23 protein-coding genes, 1 tRNA gene, 1 pseudogene and 1 riboswitch are annotated in these 24,507 nt (G+C 34.8%); of the genes and pseudogenes, 9 read left to right on the top strand and 16 right to left on the bottom strand.

Annotation, left to right across the window (positions count from 1 at the left end; genetic code table 11):
* Positions 1-389: 389 nt before the first annotated feature.
* Together X928_RS09915 and X928_RS09910 are read right to left on the bottom strand one after the other, a co-directional pair.
* On the bottom strand, positions 390-1,679 hold the full coding sequence (locus X928_RS09915) for an ArsB/NhaD family transporter (protein WP_103079603.1): 1,290 nt from the start codon (positions 1,677-1,679) through the stop codon (positions 390-392).
* 182 nt (positions 1,680-1,861) lie between these two features.
* Positions 1,862-3,151, bottom strand: coding sequence for an ArsB/NhaD family transporter (locus X928_RS09910; RefSeq protein ID WP_103079602.1), 1,290 nt, complete (start codon positions 3,149-3,151; stop codon positions 1,862-1,864).
* Positions 3,152-3,460: 309 nt separating this feature from the next.
* Between X928_RS09910 and X928_RS09905 the strand changes: the two genes are divergently transcribed.
* From X928_RS09905 to X928_RS09880, 6 genes are all read left to right on the top strand, one after another.
* A complete protein-coding gene (locus tag X928_RS09905) occupies positions 3,461-4,147 on the top strand; it encodes a CPBP family intramembrane glutamic endopeptidase (RefSeq protein WP_103079601.1) in 687 nt (228 codons plus the stop codon).
* Between the two features lie 328 nt (positions 4,148-4,475).
* Entirely contained in the window at positions 4,476-4,916 is a 441-nt protein-coding gene (locus X928_RS09900; protein ID WP_103079600.1) for an Hsp20/alpha crystallin family protein, read from the top strand.
* A 147-nt stretch (positions 4,917-5,063) separates the two neighbouring features.
* Complete coding sequence (locus tag X928_RS09895; protein ID WP_103079599.1) at positions 5,064-6,140, top strand: tetratricopeptide repeat protein; 1,077 nt, start codon at positions 5,064-5,066, stop codon at positions 6,138-6,140.
* A 60-nt stretch (positions 6,141-6,200) separates the two neighbouring features.
* On the top strand, positions 6,201-6,614 hold the full coding sequence (locus tag X928_RS10470; protein ID WP_369333232.1) for a prepilin peptidase: 414 nt from the start codon (positions 6,201-6,203) through the stop codon (positions 6,612-6,614).
* Between the two features lie 205 nt (positions 6,615-6,819).
* On the top strand, positions 6,820-7,365 hold the full coding sequence (locus X928_RS09885; RefSeq protein ID WP_169926385.1) for a YdcF family protein: 546 nt from the start codon (positions 6,820-6,822) through the stop codon (positions 7,363-7,365).
* A gap of 148 nt (positions 7,366-7,513) precedes the next feature.
* The gene (locus X928_RS09880; protein ID WP_103079596.1) at positions 7,514-8,122 is read left to right on the top strand and encodes an isochorismatase family protein; all 609 of its coding nucleotides are present in this window, start codon (positions 7,514-7,516) and stop codon (positions 8,120-8,122) included.
* A 35-nt stretch (positions 8,123-8,157) separates the two neighbouring features.
* On the opposite strand, the gene X928_RS09875 is transcribed toward X928_RS09880, so the two are convergent.
* The 3 genes and pseudogenes from X928_RS09875 to X928_RS09865 all read right to left on the bottom strand — a co-directional run.
* Positions 8,158-8,233: transfer RNA gene (locus X928_RS09875), tRNA-Pro, on the bottom strand.
* A gap of 48 nt (positions 8,234-8,281) precedes the next feature.
* Positions 8,282-9,520: an MFS transporter gene (locus X928_RS09870; RefSeq protein WP_103079595.1), complete on the bottom strand. Its 1,239-nt coding sequence runs from the start codon at positions 9,518-9,520 to the stop codon at positions 8,282-8,284.
* A 172-nt stretch (positions 9,521-9,692) separates the two neighbouring features.
* Positions 9,693-10,502: pseudogene (locus X928_RS09865) on the bottom strand (fructose 1,6-bisphosphatase); the annotation flags it as partial.
* A gap of 228 nt (positions 10,503-10,730) precedes the next feature.
* On the opposite strand from X928_RS09865, the gene X928_RS09860 reads away from it, so the two are divergent.
* Positions 10,731-11,567 (top strand): DegV family protein, encoded by an 837-nt coding sequence (locus tag X928_RS09860; RefSeq protein WP_103079594.1) that lies wholly within the window; start codon positions 10,731-10,733, stop codon positions 11,565-11,567.
* A 139-nt stretch (positions 11,568-11,706) separates the two neighbouring features.
* Here the strand turns inward: X928_RS09860 and X928_RS09855 are convergent, their stop codons facing one another.
* Entirely contained in the window at positions 11,707-12,663 is a 957-nt protein-coding gene (locus X928_RS09855; protein WP_103079593.1) for an ROK family protein, read from the bottom strand.
* A 438-nt stretch (positions 12,664-13,101) separates the two neighbouring features.
* Between X928_RS09855 and ispD the strand changes: the two genes are divergently transcribed.
* On the top strand, positions 13,102-13,785 hold the full coding sequence (gene ispD, locus X928_RS09850) for a 2-C-methyl-D-erythritol 4-phosphate cytidylyltransferase (protein WP_103079592.1): 684 nt from the start codon (positions 13,102-13,104) through the stop codon (positions 13,783-13,785).
* On the opposite strand, the gene X928_RS09845 is transcribed toward ispD, so the two are convergent.
* The 9 genes from X928_RS09845 to X928_RS09805 all read right to left on the bottom strand — a co-directional run bounded on the left by X928_RS09845 (position 13,782) and on the right by X928_RS09805 (position 22,826).
* The gene (locus tag X928_RS09845) at positions 13,782-14,891 is read right to left on the bottom strand and encodes an amidohydrolase (RefSeq protein WP_103079591.1); all 1,110 of its coding nucleotides are present in this window, start codon (positions 14,889-14,891) and stop codon (positions 13,782-13,784) included. The genes ispD and X928_RS09845 overlap by 4 nt on opposite strands.
* Positions 14,888-16,027: an aspartate aminotransferase family protein gene (locus X928_RS09840; protein WP_103079590.1), complete on the bottom strand. Its 1,140-nt coding sequence runs from the start codon at positions 16,025-16,027 to the stop codon at positions 14,888-14,890. Before X928_RS09840 ends, X928_RS09845 begins: the two co-directional genes overlap by 4 nt.
* Positions 16,024-17,223 carry an aspartate kinase gene (locus tag X928_RS09835; RefSeq protein WP_103079589.1) on the bottom strand — a complete coding sequence of 400 codons (1,200 nt, stop codon included), beginning with the start codon at positions 17,221-17,223 and terminating at the stop codon, positions 16,024-16,026. Before X928_RS09835 ends, X928_RS09840 begins: the two co-directional genes overlap by 4 nt.
* 34 nt (positions 17,224-17,257) lie before the next feature.
* Positions 17,258-17,959, bottom strand: a complete 702-nt coding sequence (dapD, locus tag X928_RS09830) for a 2,3,4,5-tetrahydropyridine-2,6-dicarboxylate N-acetyltransferase (RefSeq protein WP_103079588.1) — start codon at positions 17,957-17,959, stop codon at positions 17,258-17,260.
* A 213-nt stretch (positions 17,960-18,172) separates the two neighbouring features.
* Positions 18,173-18,811 carry a 4-hydroxy-tetrahydrodipicolinate reductase gene (locus tag X928_RS09825; protein WP_103079587.1) on the bottom strand — a complete coding sequence of 213 codons (639 nt, stop codon included), beginning with the start codon at positions 18,809-18,811 and terminating at the stop codon, positions 18,173-18,175.
* Positions 18,808-19,686, bottom strand: coding sequence for a 4-hydroxy-tetrahydrodipicolinate synthase (gene dapA, locus X928_RS09820; RefSeq protein ID WP_103079586.1), 879 nt, complete (start codon positions 19,684-19,686; stop codon positions 18,808-18,810). Before dapA ends, X928_RS09825 begins: the two co-directional genes overlap by 4 nt.
* 344 nt (positions 19,687-20,030) lie before the next feature.
* The gene (gene lysA / locus X928_RS09815) at positions 20,031-21,272 is read right to left on the bottom strand and encodes a diaminopimelate decarboxylase (protein ID WP_103079585.1); all 1,242 of its coding nucleotides are present in this window, start codon (positions 21,270-21,272) and stop codon (positions 20,031-20,033) included.
* 1 nt (position 21,273) lies between these two features.
* Complete coding sequence (locus X928_RS09810) at positions 21,274-22,245, bottom strand: aspartate-semialdehyde dehydrogenase (protein WP_103079584.1); 972 nt, start codon at positions 22,243-22,245, stop codon at positions 21,274-21,276.
* A 73-nt stretch (positions 22,246-22,318) separates the two neighbouring features.
* Positions 22,319-22,498, bottom strand: a riboswitch (Lysine riboswitch).
* Between the two features lie 85 nt (positions 22,499-22,583).
* Positions 22,584-22,826, bottom strand: a complete 243-nt coding sequence (locus tag X928_RS09805; RefSeq protein ID WP_103079583.1) for a glutaredoxin family protein — start codon at positions 22,824-22,826, stop codon at positions 22,584-22,586.
* Between the two features lie 286 nt (positions 22,827-23,112).
* Here X928_RS09805 and X928_RS09800 point away from each other — a divergent pair, with 286 nt between their 5' ends.
* Positions 23,113-23,973 (top strand): alpha/beta fold hydrolase, encoded by an 861-nt coding sequence (locus tag X928_RS09800; protein ID WP_103079582.1) that lies wholly within the window; start codon positions 23,113-23,115, stop codon positions 23,971-23,973.
* On the opposite strand, the gene X928_RS09795 is transcribed toward X928_RS09800, so the two are convergent.
* On the bottom strand, positions 23,962-24,492 hold the full coding sequence (locus X928_RS09795) for a hypothetical protein (RefSeq protein ID WP_103079581.1): 531 nt from the start codon (positions 24,490-24,492) through the stop codon (positions 23,962-23,964). The genes X928_RS09800 and X928_RS09795 overlap by 12 nt on opposite strands.
* Between the last annotated feature and the right edge of the window lie 15 nt (positions 24,493-24,507).

Genomic DNA, 24,507 nt, shown 5'->3' with positions numbered 1-24,507 from the left:
GTTGACTACTGTCTTAAGAATCTTTATTTATAGCGCCCCTTTGCCCCGCTCCCCACCCTTCTAAGGAAGGGACCTGCGGTCCCTTAAACTGGCAGGGGGAGGGCTCCGCCCTGTGACCCTTTTTAAAACCATTTTTTTGGATTAATTGTTTGCTTAGTTTTCTTGTAAGTCGTGTTTAGTCTTTGTTAGCGCCCCTTGCCCCGCTCCCCACCCTTCTAAGGAAGGGACCTGCGGTCCCTTAAACTGGCAGGGGGAGGGCTCCGCCCTGTGACCCTTTTAAAAACCATTTTTTTGGATTAATTGTTTGCTTAGTTTTCTTGTAAGTCGTGTTTAGTCTTTGTTAGCGCCCCTTGCCCCGCTCCCCACCCTATAATCCACCCTGAAAGTTTCTAGAAAAACAATAATAATAGATATATTTCTGATATAACTATATTTCCTAATACAAGTAATAATCCGTATTTAGCAAAATCTTTGAACAAGATAGTTTTATTCTTAAACTGCGTGAGCATTGCAAGCCCAATAATATTAGCTGATGCACCAATGGAAGTTGCATTTCCACCCAAACATGCCCCCATCGCAAGCGAATACCACACTGGACTCAAATTGCTAAAAATACCTGGTTGCACTACTTGTAAATGTTGAACAACGGGAATCATAGTAGCTGTAAAAGGAATATTATCAATGAATCCCGAAATTAAACTAGCAACAGGTAAAATAAACATAGAGAAAGATTTAACTGAATTGCCTGCAACTTTTACCATGATATTGGATAAATCAGCTATCACTCCAGTTTCTTCCATCGCTCCTGTAATGAGAAATAAACCAAAAAAGAACAAAAGGCTTTCCCATTCAACTTCGTTCAAAGTATCCCTCACCTGATTTGGTGCTAGTATCAGTAAAGAGAAGAACCCTGCTATTATAGCAATAGTGGAACTTTCTACACCTAAAAAGTGTTGAGCCGAAAAAGCAATTATTACTGTTACAAAAAGGATTATAGAGAGGAAAAAACTTTTTTTATCTTCAATTAAATGAGAAGTATCAAAACTTTTGATAGTCTCTTTATCAAATTTCATTTGAAGATCATTTTTAAAAACTAAAATAAAGAGCATATCCATGAATAAGAGATTAATTAATGCTATTGGGTACATAACTAAAGCGAATTCTGAAAAAGAAAATCCTGCAGCTGAAGCTATCATTATATTAGGAGGATCACCAATGATGGTTGCCATCCCTCCAATATTCGATGCAAAAATTTCACCTAAAACATAAGGGAAATAATTGACTTTTAATGAATCCGTTATAGCAAAAGTAATAGGTATAAAAACAAGTATTGTAGTAACATTATCAATAAAACCTGATATTATTGCAACTAAAAAAGTCAAGGAAATAAACAGCATATATCCGTTTATTCCAAATATTCTCAAAGTCTTAATGCCAACATATGAAAAAAGGCTGGTTCTTCGAATAACGTTTACAAAGAGCATCATCCCAAACAGTAAAAGAAGGGTGTTGAAATCTACATAATTTCTTATAGCTTCAATCTCGTCTGGGAAAACCCCGAATATAATAAGTACCGAAGCTCCCAACATAGCAACAATGGTTCTATTTATCTTGTGATTGATAATAAAAAACAATACTACTGCAAATACTATAAGGGTTATTAGTTCAGTTTGTGGCATAAATTAAAACTTCCTCCTGATGTTATTATTTTACTGTCATTAGAAACTTTAAAACTGTAAAGATAGCGGCCCTTTGCCCCACTCCCCTCCCCCTAAGGATGAAAAGAGTCTACCCCATTCGCCCCGCCCATCTAAGGAGAGAGTTCTGGACCCTTTCATCACGCAGCCCGTCCATTACGTAATCAGAAAAAAAAGAAATTTACATATATTCCTGAAATTACTATATTTCCCAATAATATTATCAAACCGTATTTTGAAAATTCCCAAAATGAAATTGTTTTTCCTTTAAATTCTGTTAAAAGACCTAACGCTATAACGTTCGCTGAAGCAGCTATTGGAGTTAAGTTCCCTCCTAAACAAGCACCCAAAGATAACGAATACCAAATGGGATCAAGATTAATAAATATGGAAGACTCAGAAATAGATAATTTTTCAATGACAGGTATCATTGCAGCCGTTAAAGGAACATTATTTAAAAAACCAGCAAAGAAGGAAGAAATTGTTAGAATCAAAAAGCTAAATATGCGTAACGAATTACCGGCAAAATCAACAAGCATATTAGAAAAAGCGCTAATGATACCTGTTTCTTCAAGTGCACCAGCTATTAAAAATAAAGCGAAGAAAAACAAAATGTTTTCCCATTCAACTTTAGATAATGTCTCCTTTAAATCCTTCGGTCTAAGAATAAATAACGAGAAAAAACCTGCAGCTAAGGCAACGGTTGAACTTTCTAAATTTAACTCATGTTGTAAAGCAAAAGCTAGGATAACTGCTCCAAACAAAAGTATAGACACGATAAATTCTTTTTTGTTTTCTACTATGTGAGATACATCAAAGTTTTTAATCGCTTCTTTGTCTATTTTAATTGATAAGTCTTCTTTGAAAAAATATATCAATAAGAGAATGGCGAATATTAAATTGATCAATGTAACAGGATACATAATAAGTGCGAACTCTGAGAAAGAATAACCTGCCGCAGAAGCAATCATAATATTAGGAGGATCACCAATTATTGTTGCCATACCTCCAATATTCGATGCGAAAATTTCCCCTAAAACAAAAGGTAGATAATTAATATTTAAGGAATCAGTAATGGCAAAAGTCATTGGGATAAAAACTAAAACGGTCGTAACGTTGTCAATAAAACCAGAAAATAAAGCAACCAAAAAAATTAGAGAAATGAATAAAGTGTAGGTGTTATTTCCGAACATTCTCAACATAGAGAGGCCTAAGAATGTAAATATACCTGTCTTTCTTAAAGTTTCCACAAATATCATCATTCCAAGCAGCAACAAGAGGGTGTTATAATCCACATACTCTTTTATTGCACCAATTTGGCTAGGAAATACCCCTGTTCCTAATAGAAAAATAGCCCCCAACATAGCGATAAGTGCTCTATCTATTTTCTGAAAAACCATTCCTACCACGACTATTATGAAGACTATTAATGATGTTATAGCATATATTGACATATAATTCCTCCGAAACGGAACCATTCTTTTTTACAAATGTTCTGAAGGGATTAGATACCCCCAACTAATTATAGTTTAAAAAAAATCTAAAGTCAAATAAATAAAAATTTCTTTATAATCCATGTTGCACTTCTCAATGACATTGATGGAAGTTAAGCATACTAATATTGTATAATTAAATTGAAGATATAGAAGAAGGGTGGGCAGCGTTTGCTGCAGTATGCAAACTATGTTTTAAATGGGTTTGATTTTAGTTTGGGGGTTTTTAAGGGGGTTCCCCCCTTAACGTCCATAAAAGTAGGTGAATAAATGGCTTTTATTAAATTTATCATTTTAATTGCTATCTACTATTTATTAATATATGCAATAGGTCGACTTCTCCTAAAAAGAAAAGGTATTTCTTTGGGAAATGTAATTTTAGGAATATTCGGTATTACCATTTCAATCTTTCTTATCTATCTTTCACGAATAAACTTCCAGCAGGCAGGATTTCAAACTGGGAATTTTAAAAAAGGGTTTATTATGCTTCTAATCTCTTTTGTTTTAATATTGGGATCTTTAGGTAGTATGAGAAAGATGTCCTTTTCTGATCTCATGAAGATTCCCTACGGAAATTTTCGAAATAACAAAATTATATTATTACATGTTTGGATGGTTGTAGGCCCTACCGAAGAATTGTTTTATAGAGGATTTATCCAAGGAAATTTAAGAATGTTTTTACCAGGTTCAATTTTTTCTATTGAATATGCAACCATCATAGCAACAATAATTTTTGTTTTCGCTCACTTAAACAATCTTTTCTTTGGCAGAGAAAGTATAAAACAATTTATAAGTCTTTTGCCAGGAAGAATCATAATGGGATCGATTTTGGGATATACCTTTCAAATTTCAAATAGTTTGATCTATCCAATCATAATACATACCCTCTCAGATGGGTTAACTATAACTTACTTAATTATCTTAAAGAAACGATTTTTAAATAATTATCACTCTTAAATAACAAGTGATTAAATATTTTATTATAATTAAATTTAATATTAATATAAATCTTTTATTATCAATTAAAAACAATCATAACCATTTTTAAAAACGCTCTTGACATTATCGATTTTTTTGATATATAATTTTAATGAAAATAATAAACAACAATAGACAAAAATAAGAGTGAGGAGCGGGGCAAAAGAGCGCAAATTTTAGTAAAATAAATATTTTAGAAACTCTATAATCTTCAAAAAGATTTCAGTTTTAAAAGGGTTCAGGGCGCTAAAACAAGTTTTCAAGTTTCTAAAGATGGGAAAAACAGTGAAAAAGGAGGCGATAACAAATGTTGGAAAGAAGAAGAGACGATAGAGATAACAGAGAAGATTTGTTATCTCCTTTTGATTTCTTCAATAGAGAGTTTGAAGATTTCTTTAGATCATTGCCTTTTGGAACGACCTCTCGTGGTGAGATGGATGTTTATGAAACTGACGATGATTACATCGTAGAGTGTGAATTACCTGGTTTAAACAAAAAAGATATAAAAGTTCAATTGAACAATGATCTATTAACCATATCCGCAGAAAAAAAAGAATCCGATGAAGTAAAAAGAGGGAACGTATATAGGAGAGAAAGATACTTTGGTAGGATTGAACGAACTATAAGACTTCCAGAGTATATCGACAAAGACAAAATTAAAGCTGAATATGAAAATGGAGTTTTAAAGTTAACTATACCAAAAGTTGAGACAGCTAAAGGTGAAGGAAAAGAGATCAAAATTGAATAAACATCATAATGTTTAAGAAAGCAGGCGCAAGCCTGCTTTTTATAATTTTAAGTGCAAAATATTGCAAATAAATTTTCTTAATAAATCTTAATTATGGTATAATAAAAAATAAAAGCAACAACATCTAGCTAAAAGGAGGAGATACCCATGGAGCACATAGTAAAGTTCAACCTTGGAGAAGAGGAAATTGAAATAACTGATTTAACCCCTTTTCCAATCTTGCTTTGTGAGTTCTTGTATGAAGGAGATTTTGAGTTAATGAAGGCTGATTTAAAAAACAACTCAAAATTTATTGAAGAAACAAAGAAAATCGAAAAACTTGTAGAATACTTGCCCGGTTTAACTTCCAGCTTTGTGATTTATCCCTTCGTTCTTTCCGAATTTTTGTCTTATTTTTCTGAGTTTCAAATTAATTACTCCGACTTAACACATATATCTTTGAATGGACTATTCGATACGGTTTTATTGGAAGCTGATAAAAAGAACTTCGATTTCGTGAAAGATGTTGTGCATTTTATACTCAAAATTGATCCGAGTTTCGCTCCCGCCTACGAATTAATGGGTTCAGTTTTAGTAGAAAAAGGTGAGATGGAAGAAGGAGAGGAGTATTTAGAAAAAGCTGTTAAATTAGATCCTTGGAATATAGCTGCTTTGTCTGAATTAGGAGAATTATACTTTAATTTAGGCGAATACGAAAAAGCAGCTGCTATTTGGAAGAAAGAGTTAGAACTCTCTCCTAACAATTATGTAACCTACTTCATGATTTCAGATGCTTACATGCAAAAAGGGGATTATGAAAAAGCCGCTCACGTTTTAGAAAAATTTCTTAATAGATTCCCTAACAGTGTATTGGGTAAATATGAGTTATGTACTATTTATGAAAAATTATCAAGAACTACTGAAGCGAATGAACTCAAAGAGGAAATTCTCAATACGACACCTGAATATTCAACCGACATAGAGGTATGGGCTAAAGTAATGTTTGAAAATGGTAAATATAAAGAAGCTCAAAACTTTTTAGAAAAATATATAGACCAAGATAAAGAAAATGAACATTTTAAATTGCTATTGGTTATACCTTATTTAAAGGTTAAAAAATTTGAGGAAGCCAAAAGTATATATCAAGAAATAAAAGATAAGTACATGTGGTACATCTATGGGCTTGAAGAAATTCTGAACAAAAATTTGACGAAAGAGGAAATGGAAGTAATAGAAAAGGTGTAAAAAACACTGAATAAAAATAAAAAGGTTCTAATTATCGTTTTGTCTTATATAGTTGTAAATATGTTTGTCATACTCACCTCTTTTAACTGGCAAAATCTGCTTTTTGCTAATAGCCTTTTGTATATAGGGCTATATGATTATTTTACCTTTATCATTCCTGATTTAGGAATAGTAGCTATTTTGGTAATTGCATTACTCAACTTTGATTACTTTAATCTTTTTTTTACTATCATTATCTTTTTAATTACCTTTTATTATTGGCGAAATGGGAAAATGGGTTTTGGAGACGTGAAGTTTCTATCAGTCCTTTCTCTTCTTATTGGTATTTATATATTTCCCGTCATAATTGTTAGCATAATTCTAATTATTTTATCGAACATAGAAAAGAAAATCAAGAAGGTTCCATTAGGATTTTATGTAATGTTGAGTACATTCACTTTATATATTTTTAGGGGGGTTTATCATATTTTATGATATTTTTACATCTTTTATAGAAATTCCAGGTATTTTTATCTCACTCGGCATAATATTTTTAATTATCTGGTTAATAAGGAAGAAGAAACTATCTTTTCCTCTTTTAACCCTTTGCGTTGTAATCTATATATTTTCTTCTGGATGGTTTGCAAAAATAATCGTTTTACCGCTGGAAAATAGATATCCTCCAGTGGATGTTTCTCTGTTGGATAATACACAAGAAAAAGGGGTAATAGTTGTACTTGGAGGAGGAATAATTCCCGAAACTCCAAGAAAAGGATCTGGAGAATTATCTGATAGTGCTATGAAAAGAGTATATGAAGGTTTCTTGCTTTACCAAAATTTACAGGTTCCCATAGTTGTAACAGGTGGGAAACTACTAGGCACCGAGATACCTGAAGCTCAAATAATGAAAGAAGAATTGTTAAAAATGGGAGTCAAACCAAACGATATCTATGTAGAACCACTTGCCAAAAACACCAAGCAAAATGCGGAGTTTACGCTTAAACTATTGGAAGATTATGAAGTACAAAAGATATACTTAGTCACCAGCGCAATACATTTAACAAGAGCTATGAATTATTTCGAAAGTTACACAAACATCGATGTTGTTCCCGTTCCTACAGATTATAAGATTTCGCGAGAGGAATTGAAATGGTATGATTTCTTGCCCAATATGAGATTCCTAGAAGCAACTTCGTCAGCTTGGCATGAATATTTGGGATTGGTCAAATTTAAGATCAGTGACTAAAATTCAGACCGAGCCGGGCGAAGAGGGGAGTTTTTTTATCCTTATAAGTTTGACTGCAAAGTCTAAGGGACCGCAGGCCCTTTCCTTAAATGGGCGGGCTGCGGGGCGAAGGGGCGCTGTATAATAAACTTTCAAAGGAGGATCACAAATGGTTGAAAACAACAAAACACCTTACGAGTTTACTAATTATATAGTAAACACATTAAAATTATCTCCTTCAAATACTGCAATATTGTGTGTTGATTGTCAAAACGGATTTACCGAAAGATGTTCTAACGAACTTCCAGTAGTTGGAACAAATGAAGAGTGGATAGATCAGGTAAACGAGTTTTTGACTTTAATGAAAGAGAGAAATTTTAAGATTTTTGCAAGTATGGATGATCACCCTGAAAATCACATATCTTTTGAAAAATGGCCTCCTCATTGCATAAAAGGTACTTATGGGAATCAACTATTTATAAATACTTATGATTTCGTTATAAAAAAAGGCGAAGAAGTGGATGGAGATAGCTATTCAGCATTTTACAAAGACAGTGAAAGAAGAATTGAATCAGAATTAGACGAACTTTTGAGAAAGCATAAGATAGAAAATTTAGTGGTTTTAGGCTTAGCAGGAGACGTATGCGTAATAGCAACGATAGAAGATGCGTTAAAACGAGGACATAGGATATTCCCAGTAAGCCAATATATAAAAGCTGTGAACAAAAAGGATATTAAAGAAATCGTTGAAGAAAAATTTGGTAGAATAATAATCTAGGGTTTAAAAAAATACGGGGAACAACCCCGTATTCTTGGTCGGAGCGACTGGATTTGAACCAGCGACCTTCAACACCCCATGCTGACGCGCTGCCAACTGCGCTACGCTCCGGTTTACTTCAAAAAAATTATATCATATTTTCGAAAGAACGTCAAATTTTTAGGAAACATTCCGTTTTTTCAATTGATTAGGTATCACTAGGTAAAATATTCCAAGTATGCTAGTTATTATTCCAAACACAAAGAACAAACTTTTCAATGAAAAAAATGTTGCCATTATCCCAGCAAAAGCATAAGAAAAAGGCCTTAACGAATTATCTATCGTTGATCGCAACGCAAAAACTCGTCCCCTTGTGTTTTCAGGGGTAATTCTTTGAATCAAAAGATTTTCATTAATATTTCCTATCTCAGTCATAACACCTAACATCAACAAAGCAATCAATACGTAAATATAACTGTTAACTATACCAAGAGAAGCCAGGAATACTCCTGCCAAAACTGAGGATAACATTAGTGCTACGTACTTCATTTTTATTTCTTTAATGGATGATAGAACTAGGGCGGAAATAAAAGAACCTGCTCCCAACATCGTTTGCATAATTCCATACTCACCAGGACCTACTTTCAGTATCTCACTAGCCAACACAGGTAAGAAAACGAATATAGTGGTTCCAAAAAAATCATCTAAAGTTTCTAAGGTTATCAACCCTTTAAGTTGAACATTGGACCATATCACTTTAAAACCATCTTTTATATCCGAAAAAACCAAACCAGTTTTCCTAACTTCCTCTTCTTTTCTGCCTTTTTCTTCCGCTTTTATGAACATTTCAGAGACTGCCGAGAAAATAAAAGTCATCCCATCGATTAAAATTGCCCATTTTATTCCCACTAAAGACACAATCACACCGCCGATAGCCATCCCAATAAGTTGTGAAAGTCTATCTGTCATTGAAATCATGGCATTAGCTTGAGAAAGCTCATTATCGTTTACCATAATCGGGATTAAAGACAACAACGCAGGACCAAATAAAGTACCACAGATCTGTAATCCAAAAATGGTTATTATCAATACCCAAATTTGATAGAAATATGTTCCAAAGAAAATACCCAGCAAAATAAGGATTCCGCCACTTATTAAATCAGTTATAACAAGGATATTTTTCTTTTTCCATCTATCTGCCCAAACACCTGCAAAAGGAGAAAAGATAATATTCGTAACAGCTATAGTACTTAAAACAGTACTAACTGCACCTACCCCGCCTATCTCAGCTGCAGCCGACCAAAGAATAGCTATGATAAAAATAGCAGATCCGACACTGGATACTAGCCTACCGAAAAAAAGAAGTAGAAAATTACGGTTTTTTATTAAAAGTTGTAACCCGCCGGTTGAATTTGACATTTTATCTCCTCCTTTAATATTTTCAATATAATAATAAATATTCTACAAGAATTATATTATATAACATTAAAAAAGTCAAGTATTTTATTAAAATTTTTAAAGTTATTGATTAATTTGCATAAAAAAGTAACTCCCGCATGCTGCTTCGGGAGTTACCTCATAAGAGAAATTATTATTCCAATTCTTCAAACCTTGTTTCAAGCTTTTTTAATACTCCTGGGAGGGTAGTATATTCCATTTCTTCAGGTGGAAGCCTGTGTGGTTCGAAAGGACCTTGTAACCTTAGGTAATCTGCTAATTCTAAAGCTTTTTTCCGAGAGAGGTCAAAAGCAGGATCATCAAACAAATCTATAGGACCGATAAAATTACCGTGACTTATCTGGAAGCCTGCTGCAATTACACGAGGTGGCCCATCAAATCGTGTACATTGAGCATTTTTGAAAGAAACGGACATTAAAGGGCCGTTATGTGAACCACGCATCCATCCACTGACTAAATAAGGTACGCTAAAGGGTTCTAAGACCTCTCCCAAAGCTGGTAAACCCGATTGTGCTCTTACCAATGCTACTGGATCGTCTTTCCCTACATATTTTTCAGCGATAAAGAACCGCTTTTCTGTGCTTACTACTGCAACGGGTTCATCTTTAGGTAGAGGGCTAGAATCCTTGGGAAAAACCCTTTTTATAACATATTTGCTTTTTGCACCTATCAAAGATAATAAAAGATACAAATCTTCGGGACATTTGAGAAAAATTCTTTTTCTTTCTTTTATATTCCACACTTCAAATATAAATCCATCAATTAGCAAAGGGTCAATAATCAATCCTGCAGTATTGAATGGATCCGCAAAAATTTTGTATATGGGGAAGTTAAAAGAACCTGGTTCTGTTTTATCCATCATAAATGCAACTAAAGTTTCAGACCCCCGTTCTGTAAATTCCATTTCTGCTATGCCTGGCCCCATTCCTTTAATATTTCCGGTTGCCCACTCTTCTAAGCTAGGGACCCGCGGTCCCTTAAACCAAGGGGGAGTGATTTACACCGTAGTTTGAGATCTTTTTATCCCTTGGGAGATATCCTTTGATTAATTGATTTTAAAATATTTTTATAAGTAAAAATTTAATTAAAAAGACGATTTTTCATGATATATTGGTATAATATTCACTGAAGCTGATTAAATATAATTAAGCTCAATGGAGGGAATAAAATAGTGAAGTTTAAAATAGTAGTTGACAGTTGTTGTTATTTAACAAAAGAAATTAAAGAAAGATTTGATATATCGACAGTTCCATTATTTATTGATGTTGGTGATCAGCATTTTATAGATGATGAGAATCTAGACCGTGAAAAACTACTGGAGGCAATGAGAAACTCTACCGAAGTCCCTAAAACTGCCAGCCCGGGGCCTCTTCCATTTCTAAATTTATTCGAGAAATATGAAAATACCTTTGTAGTTACATTATCTAAGGAGTTAAGTTCGAGTTACCAGAATGCGGTTCTCGCTAAGAATATTTTATTGGAAGAAGCTAAAGACAAATTCGTGAAGGTGTTCAATTCTTTTAGCGCTTCTGTCGGTGAAACAATGATTGCTTACAAAATTGGTGAATTAATTGAAGCAAAACTCGGTAGGGAAGAAATAATAAAAAAAGCAGAAAAATATATAGAAGAGATGCAGACCTTATTTGTGCTTGATTCGCTAGATAACCTTATCAAAGCAGGACGTATGGGGAAATTGAAAGGTCAATTTGCCTCTTTTTTGAATATAAAACCTATTCTGGCAGGTACTAAAGAAGGTACTATAACTTTATTGGATAAAGCACGAGGAAGCAAAAATGCGATTAAAAAGCTAATTGATAAAATAGGAGAAGTGGGGAATAATTTGAAAGATAAAGTTTTAGGAATTGCTCATTGCAATGATCTCGAGAGAGCCGAGTATATTAAAAAAGAGGCAGCTAAAAGATATAATTTCAGAGATATAATTATTGTGGAAACTGCAGGGATAAGTACAGTTTATGCTAATGAAGGCGGAGTTATACTTGCTTTTTAAAGTGAATTAGATGTTGAAAATTCCCGTCATTATTGACGGTTATAATATATATGTGGTTTTTTTGCATTTATCTTCATTTTATACAGCAAGAATAAATGCCTGTGAAAGTTTCTTTCGGTTCTAGATAAGAGATTCTTGGTTATGAACTAAAAGGGTTTTCTTCGGCATAAAAGGCTGCAGATGCTGCCCCTAAAATGCCCGCATCTTCCACTAAAGATGATTGTTCTATGGTGTAAGTGTCGACGAAACTGCTCATAACATATTTTTTCGTCATTTCTCTTAAGGGAACAAAGAGAGCATCTCCAGCTCTACTTAATCCCCCGCCGATTATTATTTTTTCAGGATTGAAGGCATGAACATAGCCTCCAATAGCCCTTGCGAGTGCATCGATGGCAAAATTACAAACTACACTGGCAAGGGGATCATTTTTTTCATAAGCCTGAAAAACGTGTTTTGATTCAATTTTTTCTTTTTTTCCGGCTAATTTTAATACAAGGCTATCCGGATATCTATCTATCAAATTTTTGGCTTCTAATGCTATATATTTGGCAGAAGAAGTAGCTTCTACACATCCTCTATTACCACAACCGCATTGTGGGCCATTTGGTACAACTACAACATGTCCCAATTCTGGGGCTAACCCATCTTTACCCGTTAAAAATGTGTTGTTACAAACAACGCCTGAACCTATGCCTGTTCCTATGGTTAAAGCGATGAAATCGTGCAAACCCTTTGCTTTTCCAAAATACCATTCTCCAAGTGCAAAGGCATTTGCATCATTTTCTAAAAAGACGTCAACTTCTATATTTTCTTTTATCAAACGAACCAATTCAAAATTGCGCCAATTTGGAAAGTTTGGGGAAAATCTCACAATTCCATTTTTTCTATCTATTGAACCTGGTGAACCTATTCCGATTGCGGAAAATTCAGTTTTTTCCGCTAATTCTTTCACCGTTTTTGTTATATTAGCTATTACCTGGGCATTTCCCATTTCAACTTCTGTAGGCCTAGAAATTTTTTTAATTATTCCTTTTTTTTCATCGACTAATCCAGCTTTTATTTCAGTGCCTCCCAAATCGATTCCTACTACCAACATTGCCATCACTCCTTGAAAGTGTATTTGCTGTCTTCTATTATATTAGCTCCCCTTCGCCCAGCAGCCCACCCTTGGACGTTAAGGGGTAAACCCCTTAAGATCCCCAAGTTCAAAATCAAAGTTTATTTTAAAAAAACTTTTTGCACAAATCTGCAAAAGGGCTCTGTCCTGTGACCTATTTTAAAACAATTTTTTTGTAGGTTTTTTGTAAGCTGTGCTTAGACTTTGTTAGCGCCCCTTCGCCCCGCTGCCCGCCCAGAAGGAAAGGGGAAAAAGGATCCTTCGCCCTGTGACCCACCCCGCACAATTCTGCCAAAAATATATTATAATAAGTTTATCAATCTATTATATCAAAAGTTAAATTAATTATTTAAAAAAAAGATGAAGTTCTACTAAATCTATTTTTTAAAATACAAAAAATAATAAAGGGTGAAGAAAATGGTTTATGCGATTATAGTAGCAGCTGGAGAAGGGAAAAGAGCGGGGTTTGAAATTCCAAAACAATTTGTAAAATTAAATAACAAAACAATATTGAGAATATCAGCTGAAAAATTCCAGCAATCAAAATTAATAGACAAGTTTCTCATCGTGTCTCATAGAAACTACGTGGATTTAACAGAAAAAGAAGTTAAAATCTTCTCAAAATTTGAGAATGTGGTAATTGGCGGAAGCAGTAGACAAGAAAGCGTTTATAACGCCCTGTTGTATTTGAATAAAAAAGATAATAAGCCTGATTTAGTTTGCATTCATGATGCCGTAAGACCTTTCGTTGATATTAAAAAAATAGATGAAAGCATCTACAAAGCAAAAGAAATAGGAGGGGCTGTTTTGGCAGAAATGGCAGAAAACACGGTTTCTCAAGTCAATAACGGTCGGATTTTAAAAACTTTAGAAAGATCCCAGATTTATCTGCATCATACCCCTCAAACTTTCGATTTTGCCAAATTACTTAAAGCATATCAAAATGTGGAAAAGATCTTATCTTCTTTCACAGATGACGCATCTATATTTATTCATGCTGGTTATGAAACATTGATTGTGGAAGATCATAAAAATAACATCAAACTAACGAAAAAAAAGGATTTTGAACTAGCCAGATGTTTTTTTGAATTGAATCCTTAATCTAAAAATGTTTCAAAAACCTTTATCCCAACATCTATTACCTCATCGGGAGGCAAAAATTCAGGGTTATGAAGACCGTGGTGTTCGCCTTTGGAACTCCCTAACCAACACATTAGTGCGGGATATTTTTTTGATATAAAGCCAAAATCCTCACCCGTCATTTTTAAGCCACAGTCAATAAAATTAAAGGTTTTTGAGAGTTTAGGAATAAATTTGTCGTATAGCAATGAATCGTTAACGACTTCCGAATAGAAAGACCCTTTGCTTAACGAATAATCAACCCCTGTCATGGTCTTTATCCCTGACAGTATATTTTTCATATCTTCGAAATATTTTAGGCTATTTTCGGAATTAACACCTCTGATACTTCCTTCAACATGGGAGTTCCCTGGTAGAATGTTGATCGCGCTACCTGCACTTACTTTACCAACGCCGATTACAAAAGGTTCCATGGGATTTTTTGGAAGTTTATCCAGCACATCTAAAAATATGCGAAGGGCGTTTAATGCATTTTTAGATTGATGGGGAAAGGCAAGATGTGAAGAAACACCTTCAAAATCCACAAAGAACTCAAGGGCTGAAGCAAAAAGCGTACCACGCGTTGAAGCGATGGTCCCCAGGGGGAAGTCATCGTTGACGTGTAGGGCGAAAGCCGCTTTTATATTGAATTTATCCAATATTCCACTTTCGATGACCTTTTGGGCTCCACCCTTTGATTCTTCTGCAGGTTGAAATAAAAATATTATATTTTTTTTTACTTTATTTTTTATTACGTTGATAAAAAAACCATACAAGATAGCAATATGAACGTCATGACCACATGCGTGCATGTATTCGTTTTTTGATTTGAAATCAACGTCGGTCTTTTCTTTTATATTTAAAGCATCGATATCTGCCCTAAAAAGAAGGTACTCATCGCCACTGTCGCCATTATACTCAACAATAAGCCCTGTTTTTAGAGGTCTATACACGTTAATATCAACATTGTAAAAGGAAGCGGCTTCTTTTATGGTTCTTTCCAATAATTCTGTAGTTTGATACTCTTCAAGAGATAATTCTGGATTCTCATGTATTTTATGTCTCAATTCGTACGGTGAAAGGATCATTTTAAAACCTTCTCTAATTTTGTCAACATCTTTTCGATATCGTTATATTCAATATTTAAAGGAGGCAGTAGACGAATCACACTATTATGGAGTACATTCAACAAAAGGCCCTCTTGTAGACCTTTTTCCCTCATTTGAGGGGCCTCTTCTTTTAACTCTATGCCAATCATCAAACCTTTGCCTCGAACTTCTTTTACTTTTTCAAAATTTTTCTCTCTTAAATATTGCATTATGTAATTTCCTTTTTCTTCAACATCTTTCAGAAGAGAAGGAATGTTTTCCACAACGAACCTAGCTCCCGCAAGGGCTACAGGATTTGGAGCAAAAGTTGAGCCGTGTTCTCCTTTTTCAAAAGCCTGAGATAGATTTTCAAGAAATATCGTACCCCCCAAAGGTATGCCACCGCCTATGGATTTCCCAATGGTTATAATATTAGGAGATAGCCCAAAATGCTGATATGAAAAAATTTTTCCCGTTCGCCCAAGCCCGGCTTGAACCTCATCGCAGACTAAAATAAAATTATATTTCTTTTTTAAGTCCTCTATCAGAGATGCAAATTCTGGTTTGATTGATACTATTCCGCCTGATCCCAGAATCGGTTCTACAAAAACAGCCAACGTTTCTTCTCCAAATAGATCGAAGTATCTACTTAAATCTTCAACATCGTTATACTTCAGTTCTATAGTGTTGGGAAGCAAAGGTTCAAAGGGCTTTCTTAGATCTTTAAAACCGTTTATAGAAAGTGCACCTAAAGTTCTACCGTGAAAACCATTCTCGAAGAAAACGATCTTATTCCTTCTATCTGTTGCTCTTTTTTTAATAGCTTTTAAAGCAGCCTCTGTTGCCTCTGCTCCAGAATTACTGAAGTAAACTGTACCATTCTTCCCCGTGAAATTAACTAGTTTTTCTGATACGAAAATGGCATCTTCATCGAGAAAAAAATTAGAGGTGTGCATATATCTATCCATCTTTTCCTTCAAAGCTTGTAACAAAGATGGGTGAGAATGTCCAAAACTCATTACTCCTATTCCAGCAAATGTGTCCATAAACGCCTTCCCAGTTTTATCGTAAATGTAACAACCTTCCGCTCTATCAATTTTTATTGGAAACGGATTGTAGACTTTTAGTAGGCTCATAAATCAAACTCCTTTGCTAAACTTTCAACAGCTTTTTGTTTATACTCTTTTGGAATCAAACATGAAATTTTTATTTCCGAAGTAGTCACCAAAAAAATAGGGATATCTTCAATAGCCTTAAAAAACCGGGAAGCCACCCCTCTTGCCTTTTTCATACCTATTCCGACTACTGAGATTTTAACTAAATCATTTTTAAAATCGATAAAATTCTCTTGATAATTTTTAATGGATTCATTTAAAAGTTCTCTAAAATTATCGATTACACTGTCTACGATGCTGAAAGAGATATCAACTTTTTCATTATTTTTTATAATGGATATCATATCAATGTTTAAGTTTTTGTTGGCGGCGATTTCAAAAATTTTATTAATAAAAAAATGGCCCGTTGGAAGATTAAAAATAGTAACTTGGGTTTGATTTTCATCAACACTTAAGCCTGTTACAACAGGTTCTTCTATATATTCGTTGTAATTATCGACCACGTAACTTCCCTCCTCATCTGAAAAAGACGATGCACAGTATAACTTCACATTAAACTTTTTAGCGATTTCTACCGACCTTGGGTGCAATACTTTTGCTCCTAAAGCCGCCATTTCTAGCATCTCATCGTAAGTAACGTACTTTAATTTTTTTGCTTGGGGATAAATCTTTGGATCAACGGTATAAATACCGGCAAAATTACTGTAAATTTCACATTTAACGTTTAGAGAAGCGGCTAAAGCCACTGCGGAAGTATCAGAACCCCCTCTTCCCAAGGTTGTTAAATCTCCCTCTTCTGTAACACCTTGAAATCCTGTAATAACTAAAACATCGTTGTTTGTAAGGTTTTTGTGGATTGTTTCTTTGTTTATTGCTTTGATCTGAGCCTCATTATAGTCAGAAGTAGTTAATAATCTTAATTGAAAGGCATTCATGGATTTTGATTTGATACCTCTATCGTTCAACATCATCGATAACAGCGAGGCACTGATCTGTTCTCCTGTAGCTAAAAGCATATCCAATTCTCGTGGCTCAGGATTTTTAACTGTTTCTTTAGCTAATGATATCAATCTATTTGTGGTCTCTCCTCTTGCAGAAACCACAACTAATACTTTAAACCCTTCTTCTACTTTGTTACATATTCTCTTGGCAACATTGTTCAACCTTTCAGAATCTGCAAGAGAACTTCCTCCATACTTTTGAACTATCAATTTCATAAGTAATCCACCCCGGTAAATTTATATAAATAAATTATTTCAAATTTCTAAGTCCTTCTACAAGTTGCGTTTTGGCTTTTGTTTTATCGTCAACCTTCTTAATGAATTTCGCAGGAACTCCGGCTATCACAGAGTAAGGTTCGACATCAGAAATTACAACAGAACCTGCACCGATTATTGATCCCTGACCTACTTTGACCCCTTCTAATACCACTGCGTTAGCTCCAATGAGAACATTATCCTCAATCACCACTGGTTGAGCACTCGGTGGTTCTATTACTCCTGCTATAACTGCTCCTGCACCAATATGGCAATTTTTACCTATTTGAGCCCTTCCTCCTATAACAACGTTCATATCTATCATGGTGTTTTCTTTAATACAAGCTCCTATATTGATAACGGCACCCATCATAATAACACAACCGTCGCCTATCTCTACAAAATCCCTTATTATAGCACCTGGTTCTATTCTCGCGTTGTATTTAGACAAATCTGCCAAAGGTATAGCTGAATTCTTTCGATCTCTTTCTATCCTGTAATTAATTATAGAATCTTTATTATTCTCATAAATTGTTTTGAAATCTTCTTCTTCGCAAAACAAGATTCCGAATTCATTGTTACCGTAAAATTCTACATTGGAAAAATCTATTTCTTTGAGGTTACCTTTAAGGTATACCTTTAAAGGATTCTTTTTCTTTGAGTTTGCTATTAAATTTATTATTTCTTCGGTGTTCATGATGACCTCCTATTAATTGTTTTAGCGCCCTTTCGCCCCGCTCCCCACCCATTTTAAGGAAGGGACCTGCGGTCCCTTAGACCCTAGTGGGGGAGGGCTCCGCCCTGTGACCCTTTTAAAGCAATTTTTTGTAGGTTTTTTGTAAAGCTGTGCTTAGATTTTGTTAGCGCCCTTTCACCCCGCTCCCCCCCATAAGGAAAGGCCTTAACCCGCTTAAATTACATCTGTAAAGGTAAAATACCCATTCTTTTTATTGGTTACAAACTCTGCGGACTTAAGGACCCCTTCCGCGAAAGCTCTTCTTGATAAAGCCCTATGAGAAATACTGAGAACTTCGCCCAAGTTCGCCATGTACAATACATGATCCCCTGCTACATTTCCCAATCTTAATGAGCTTATAGGTACATCTTTATCCAAGCTTTCTTTTATCATCTTGGCTGTTCCAGAAGGCTTATCTTTTTTAAATCTATGATGTGTTTCAACTATCTCAATATCCCACCCGTCGATTTTATCTTTCAAAAAGTCCACCATCTTTAGAAACAATTGTATGCCGATCGAAAAGTTGTAGCTTTGAACTACAGGTACATCTTTAGCTAAAGCCTTTAAAGCTTCAATCTGCTCATCTCGAAGCCCTGTTGTTCCAATGATCAATGGAACTTTAAATTTTTTCACGTAATCTTCAGTTTTTTCAAAAACTTCGGGAAGTGAAAAATCGATAATAATTTGGGGGGGTTCTTGAAAATACTCACCATCTTTATCGTATCCCCAGACAAATTCATGATTCTTTTCCTCAAAGAGGTCTTTTATTTCTTTTCCCATTCGTCCTTTGTATCCGACTATGCCTATCTTCATAGTAAATTCAACCTTTCCATCTCTTCTTTTAGAAGTTTCTCTGTTTCTTGACTTGCTTTCACCAACGGTAATCTCACGACATTTTCGCATAAACCTAACAAAGAAACGGCGTATTTGACAGGAATGGGGTTGACCTCTTTGAATAAAAGTTTGTTGAGTTTCATGAATTGATTGTTTAATTTTCTTGCCTTTTCTAAATCGTTGTTAAGAATGCTATGAGTCAATTCAACGAAAGGTTTTGGGGCAACATTAGACGTAACCGAGATAAGTCCATCTCCTCCTAAGCTCATTATAGGAAGCACTTGATCATCGTTTCCGGAAAATACCTTTAGAGAATCTGGCTTTATTGAAAATAATTCTACTATTTGTGATATATTACTGCTCGCCTCTTTCACCCCTATTACATTTTTACAGTTTTCGTGGATAGAAACGGCTGTTTCTGGATTTATATTCATGCCAGTTCTCGAAGGAACGTTGTACATTATTATGGGTAAAGTTGTTCTTTCAGAGATGTATTTAAAATACTCTACCAATCCTTTTTGTGTGCTCTTATTGTAGTAAGGGGTGACGATTAATAAACCATCTGCACCAGCACTTTCCGCCAGTTTATTGTTTTTCAAAACGTGATTCACGTTGTTTGTCCCCGTTCCAACAATAACGGGAACTTTTTTATTGACAATTTCTACTACGGTGTTGACTATTTTTTCTCTTTCTTCCTCTTCAATAGCAGGTGCTTCTCCAGTAGTTCCTAAAACTATTAAACTGTCAACACCGTTATCAAGCTGATATTTAACAAAAGATCTTAGTGAATTATAATCGACGTTCATTTCTTTGTCGAAAGGTGTGATAATAGCTGTTCCAACACCAGTAAACATTTGGGATTCCTCCTTTAAAGTTTTATATCTCTGTTTATAGCGCCCTTTCACCCCGCTTCCCACCCGTTTTAGGGAAGGGACCTGCGGTCCCTTAGACCCTGGTGGGGGGCTTCGCCTTGTGACCCTTTTAAGACCAAAATCTTACTTTTGAGATGCGATTTTTCTCAGTTTGTTAAGTAAGTTGCACTTAGATTTTTTTAGCGCCTATTCCCCGCTCTCCACCCGTTTTAAGGAAGGGATCTGCGTCCCTTTAACCCAGCTTGTCTACCATTATGGAAGGGACCTGCAATTCTTAAAATCTGCTCCCCACCCCATAAGGAAATGCAGCCTGTCTTACAATAGAATTAGAAATCGAAAGTTGCAAAGTAATCATCCAACGTTTCGGCCCTTCTTATCATTTTGAATTCTTTATCTTTGGTGAGCAAATACTCAGCGGATCTTAATTTTCCGTTATAGTTATATCCCATGGAGTATCCATGTGCACCGACATCATGAAAAACTAAGACGTCTCCTCGTTCCAATTTTGGTAATAATCGATCTGTTGCGAGTTTGTCGTTATTTTCGCATAACGATCCCACTACATCGTACAACTCTGTTTTTTCATCAGAGTTTTTATTTAAAACCGTTACATGATGATAAGCCTTGTACATAGCGGGTCTCAGTAAATTTGCAGAGTTAGCGTCAATTCCAGCGTATTTTTTGTAAGAATCTTTTATATGCAAGACTTTTGTAATGAGGTAACCATTAGGACCCGTGATGTATCTCCCATGCTCCATATATATCTTTGGAGGTTTTAGTCCATTTTCCAGTAAAATATCCTCATACATTTTTTTTATTTGACGTGATATGTAGTATATATCAAGTTCCTTTTCTTCCGGTTTATAAGGTATACCAAAACCGCCGCCGAGATTTATGAAATCAAAATCTATCCCTAATTTTTTATGCACTTCCACAGCGGTTTCAAAAAGAAATTGGGCGACTTTTATGATATTTTGAGGGTTCAATTCGTTTGAGATCAACATCGCATGCAATCCGAATCTTTTAACCCCATAATCTTTGAGTCTGGCGAATCCGTTTATAAGATCCTTTTTTGGCACTCCAAATTTTGATTCCTTTAAATTCCCTATTATCTCGTTCCCAAAATCCCCGCCTGGATTGTATCTGATGGATATTAAATCAGGCAACGTATGCTTTTCTTTTAATAAATCAATGTGACTTACATCGTCAAGATTCAAAATGGCGTTTAAAGATAAAGCCTTTTCATACTCTTGCAATGGGGTATCATTGGATGTAAAGAGGATCTCACTATTCACGAATCCGCTTTTTTCTGCAGCCACCAGTTCAGCCATTGAGCTACAATCTACTCCACAACCTTCTTCTTTTGTGATCTTTAATATATGGGAATTAGGGGTTGCCTTCACAGCAAAAAACTCTTTGAAATCAACCCAAGAAAAGGCATCTTTTAATGTTTTTATTCTATTTTTTATACCTTTTTCATCGTAGAGATAAAAAGGTGTTTGTACGTTCTTTAAGAGGTTATTTATCTCTGTCACTGAAAAGGGAAGTTCTTTTCTCAATCCCTGCACCTCAATTCAATTCCCTGTGTTTTTGCAATATTCTAATCGCATTGGTAGCAGCCCCAACTCTTATATTATCCGCTACAACCCACATTAAAAAAGTTTTTTCTTCGACTTTTCTTATTCTAGAGACAAATGTAATATCACTTCCCGCAACTTCTATGGGCGTGATTTTATCCTCGTTGTACTCGACGTTTGGAGTTGATTCAACCAATTTTATTATCTCATCAACAGAAAAATCCAACTTTGTTCTGAAGAAAATCGATTCAGAATGTCCGTAGAGCACAGGCACTCTAACGGTAGTTGGAAATATTTTCATCTCTTTATCAGAAAAAATTTTTCTAGTTTCGTTTATCATCTTTTCTTCTTCAAAAGTAGACCCATTCTCTTTTTTTTCTCCTATCAATGGTATAACGTTGTTCTTTATAACCCTTGGAAAATGTTTCACTTCGTTTATCCCTTTTTCTTGGTTTAAAAGTTCGATTATACCCTTGTTTCCAGCGCCAGATACTGCCTGATATGTAGAGACAACTATCTCTTTTAAACCTAGCTCACGATGGATGCCGTTAAGGGCCAAAACCATTTGAATAGTTGAACAGTTGGGGTTTGCAATTATTCCTTTATAATTTTTCAACAACTCTGCATTAATTTCAGGAACAACAAGTGGAATCGTTTCGTCCATCCTAAATTGTGAAGAATTGTCTATAACAACATTTCCAGATTTTTGTGCTATGGGAGCGAATCTTTTTGACACCGAGGCACCAGCCGAGAAAAAAAGGTAATCAAACTTCTCTTTCATATTCTCTTTTTGCAGCTTTTCCACGGTGTATCTTTTAAAACCGACCTCGATCTCTTGCCCTTGAGACCTTTCCGATGCAAACAAACGCAATTCGGAAATTTCGTTTATTAGTTTGTATTCTTCAAATAACTTTAAAAATGTTCTTCCTACCTCACCGGTAGCTCCTACAACTCCAACTTTCAAAAAAAGCACCTCCAAAAAAATCGAAGACCTCTCACAGTGGAGAGGTCTTAATAATAAGAAAATATTTTTTCTCATTTTCAGCGGCTCTCCACGTTCTTCACGTGACAGTTATGTAGGTGTTCCCCACATACCCAGAAGTCAGAAGATGAGGGCTTTCTTCTTACTTCTTCGGCAACCTCGCCTTTCGCTTCTTCTAAAATACCCTCTACAAACAGAAGAAGCTACTCTTCTCGGTTGCGCCTCCGCTTTAAATAATTAACTTTGTTATAAGATAACATATTCAAATAACACAAAGAATAACAAAAAGTTACTTTTTGATTATTGTTGAAATTATTGTTTTAGTTTATTCCAAGCATACTATCTATTTTGTTTTTATCAAAACCGATTATATAATGATTTCCAATTTGAATTACCGGTGTCCCCATTTGATGAGTTCTTCGCACTAATTCTTCTGCCGCTTTTGCATCTTTTGAAACATCAACTTCTTTAAATTTTATTCCTAAACCTCTAAAATACGATTTGGCTTTTCTGCACCAAGGACAACTTGGAGTTGTATAAACCTTTATCTTTACATGTTGCATGTTGTTCTTCCACCTCCTATACCCTATATAGGTATTTTTTATTATAATAACAGAATTTTATAATATTTCTTTTAAGAAGAAGTAAATATAATTTTGTAAAATAGAGATATATAAATATCAATTTCACGTTTAAAACACGAGGTGATGAACAACGGACTATATTTTTAATTATCCTAAAACCCCAATAAATTACAAAGTAAGAGATGAAAACGATTATTCTGTTTATACTTTCGACACGGTATATACTGACCCTATCTACAAAGAGAACGAAACTCAGGTCATTCATATGTTTAAACCAGAACAAAAAGTTAAAGGAGATATAGTCTTTCTGCACGGTATTGGACCCAACAACGTTCCATACCTTGAATGGTACGGGAGGTATTTTAAGAAATTTGGCTACAGAACAAGTGTTGTGATCCTTCCTTACCATCTAAGTAGAAAACCAAATGATATAGAAGATGGTGACCCTTATTATTCACCCGAGCCAAAGGAATGCACCATACTTTTTCACAATTCTGTAAAAGACGTTCGAAGGACAATAGATTTACTTGAAACCTTCGATGATTTTTCCGAAAATCACTTGTACTTAATGGGGGTATCTTTTGGAGGAATCATTGGTACAATGGCTTTAGCTCTCGATAAGAGGATTAAAAAAGGAATCTTGATGATCACAGGTGGGAATTGGAGATGGATAAACTTTTACTCACCATATACGGAAAAAGTCAGGGAAAGATACGCAAAAGAAAAAAATTCTTTTGGTTGTGATTCCGAGGAGTTTTGTAAAAAATTTAGAAGTGATGCGGCAAACTTTGTAAAAAATAATATCAATTCTATAGATGATATATTCCAAAAAACACCTATCACTTGTTATCATTACGACTCTCTGAGTTATGCTAAGTTCGTTAATCAACCTGTCCTTTTTATAAAAGCTCTTTTCGATAAGATCATGCCACATAAAGCCACAAATGACCTTCAACATTTATTACCAAATAAAAAAGTGAAAAGTTTATTGGCAGGACATAAATCAAGTTATATATTCAAAAGAATCGTGGGGCGTTGGGTGATTAATTTTATAGAAAAAGACCAACCCCAAGAGATTTGGGAGAAAAGTAATAAAAGAGAAGAAGTTTTAGAATCAAACCGTTAGATCCAAAGTTAATCCTAAAATAAACTCCAAATCTAAAGAAGAGCTGTTACTTTTATAAATTTCTAAAGAGTGAAGGGTGTTGAGTAACTTTTTTATTTTTTCAGGGTCTGTTTCGGCTCTTAATTCATTCATTATTTTTTGAATTTCTTTTTCGATCCTTTGCTTTATATCTTCCGTTTCGTTGACTTTTTTCTCTGTATTTTGCAGTTCATAAGCGGAATCTTGTGGAGTACTTTTGCTTATTTCTTTTCTATACAGAATAACAGCTTTAGATTTTCCTCCAACGGCGGCCAAAAAACCCCCTCTTCTTTTAAGATTAAGGTCGATGTCTGTATATATAACAATTCCACCTTTTTTCAGAGCCTGAGATTTAAATTGATTTATATTTCCCAACTCATGGGCCGCCACCCTAAGTATACTCAAAGATGCAGGAGAACTATTAGACAACCCTGGTTCACCTGGGTCTAATTTGTAGCCCAAGTATGGGTTAAAATTCTCTGGTTTGATGGAATCAATCATAAAATCACCTTTCTC

The sequence above is a fragment of the Petrotoga miotherma DSM 10691 genome, from assembly GCF_002895605.1.
Lineage (GTDB): Bacteria > Thermotogota > Thermotogae > Petrotogales > Petrotogaceae > Petrotoga > Petrotoga miotherma.
Note: the sequence above shows the minus strand (reverse complement) of the source record. Positions and strands in the feature narration are given on the sequence as shown.

Bases quoted from the DNA above. Each gene is read 5' to 3' on its own strand.
- X928_RS09915 (WP_103079603.1), bottom strand. From the start codon at position 1,679: ATGCCACAAACTGAACTAATAACCCTTATAGTATTTGCAGTAGTATTG.
- X928_RS09910 (WP_103079602.1), bottom strand. From the start codon at position 3,151: ATGTCAATATATGCTATAACATCATTAATAGTCTTCATAATAGTCGTG.
- X928_RS09905 (WP_103079601.1), top strand. From the start codon at position 3,461: ATGGCTTTTATTAAATTTATCATTTTAATTGCTATCTACTATTTATTA.
- X928_RS09900 (WP_103079600.1), top strand. From the start codon at position 4,476: ATGTTGGAAAGAAGAAGAGACGATAGAGATAACAGAGAAGATTTGTTA.
- X928_RS09895 (WP_103079599.1), top strand. From the start codon at position 5,064: ATGGAGCACATAGTAAAGTTCAACCTTGGAGAAGAGGAAATTGAAATA.
- X928_RS10470 (WP_369333232.1), top strand. From the start codon at position 6,201: ATGTTTGTCATACTCACCTCTTTTAACTGGCAAAATCTGCTTTTTGCT.
- X928_RS09880 (WP_103079596.1), top strand. From the start codon at position 7,514: ATGGTTGAAAACAACAAAACACCTTACGAGTTTACTAATTATATAGTA.
- X928_RS09870 (WP_103079595.1), bottom strand. From the start codon at position 9,520: ATGTCAAATTCAACCGGCGGGTTACAACTTTTAATAAAAAACCGTAAT.
- X928_RS09855 (WP_103079593.1), bottom strand. From the start codon at position 12,663: ATGTTGGTAGTAGGAATCGATTTGGGAGGCACTGAAATAAAAGCTGGA.
- ispD (WP_103079592.1), top strand. From the start codon at position 13,102: ATGGTTTATGCGATTATAGTAGCAGCTGGAGAAGGGAAAAGAGCGGGG.
- X928_RS09845 (WP_103079591.1), bottom strand. From the start codon at position 14,891: ATGATCCTTTCACCGTACGAATTGAGACATAAAATACATGAGAATCCA.
- X928_RS09840 (WP_103079590.1), bottom strand. From the start codon at position 16,027: ATGAGCCTACTAAAAGTCTACAATCCGTTTCCAATAAAAATTGATAGA.
- X928_RS09835 (WP_103079589.1), bottom strand. From the start codon at position 17,223: ATGAAATTGATAGTTCAAAAGTATGGAGGAAGTTCTCTTGCAGATTCT.
- dapD (WP_103079588.1), bottom strand. From the start codon at position 17,959: ATGAACACCGAAGAAATAATAAATTTAATAGCAAACTCAAAGAAAAAG.
- X928_RS09825 (WP_103079587.1), bottom strand. From the start codon at position 18,811: ATGAAGATAGGCATAGTCGGATACAAAGGACGAATGGGAAAAGAAATA.
- dapA (WP_103079586.1), bottom strand. From the start codon at position 19,686: ATGTTTACTGGTGTTGGAACAGCTATTATCACACCTTTCGACAAAGAA.
- X928_RS09805 (WP_103079583.1), bottom strand. From the start codon at position 22,826: ATGCAACATGTAAAGATAAAGGTTTATACAACTCCAAGTTGTCCTTGG.
- X928_RS09800 (WP_103079582.1), top strand. From the start codon at position 23,113: ATGTTTAAACCAGAACAAAAAGTTAAAGGAGATATAGTCTTTCTGCAC.
- X928_RS09795 (WP_103079581.1), bottom strand. From the start codon at position 24,492: ATGATTGATTCCATCAAACCAGAGAATTTTAACCCATACTTGGGCTAC.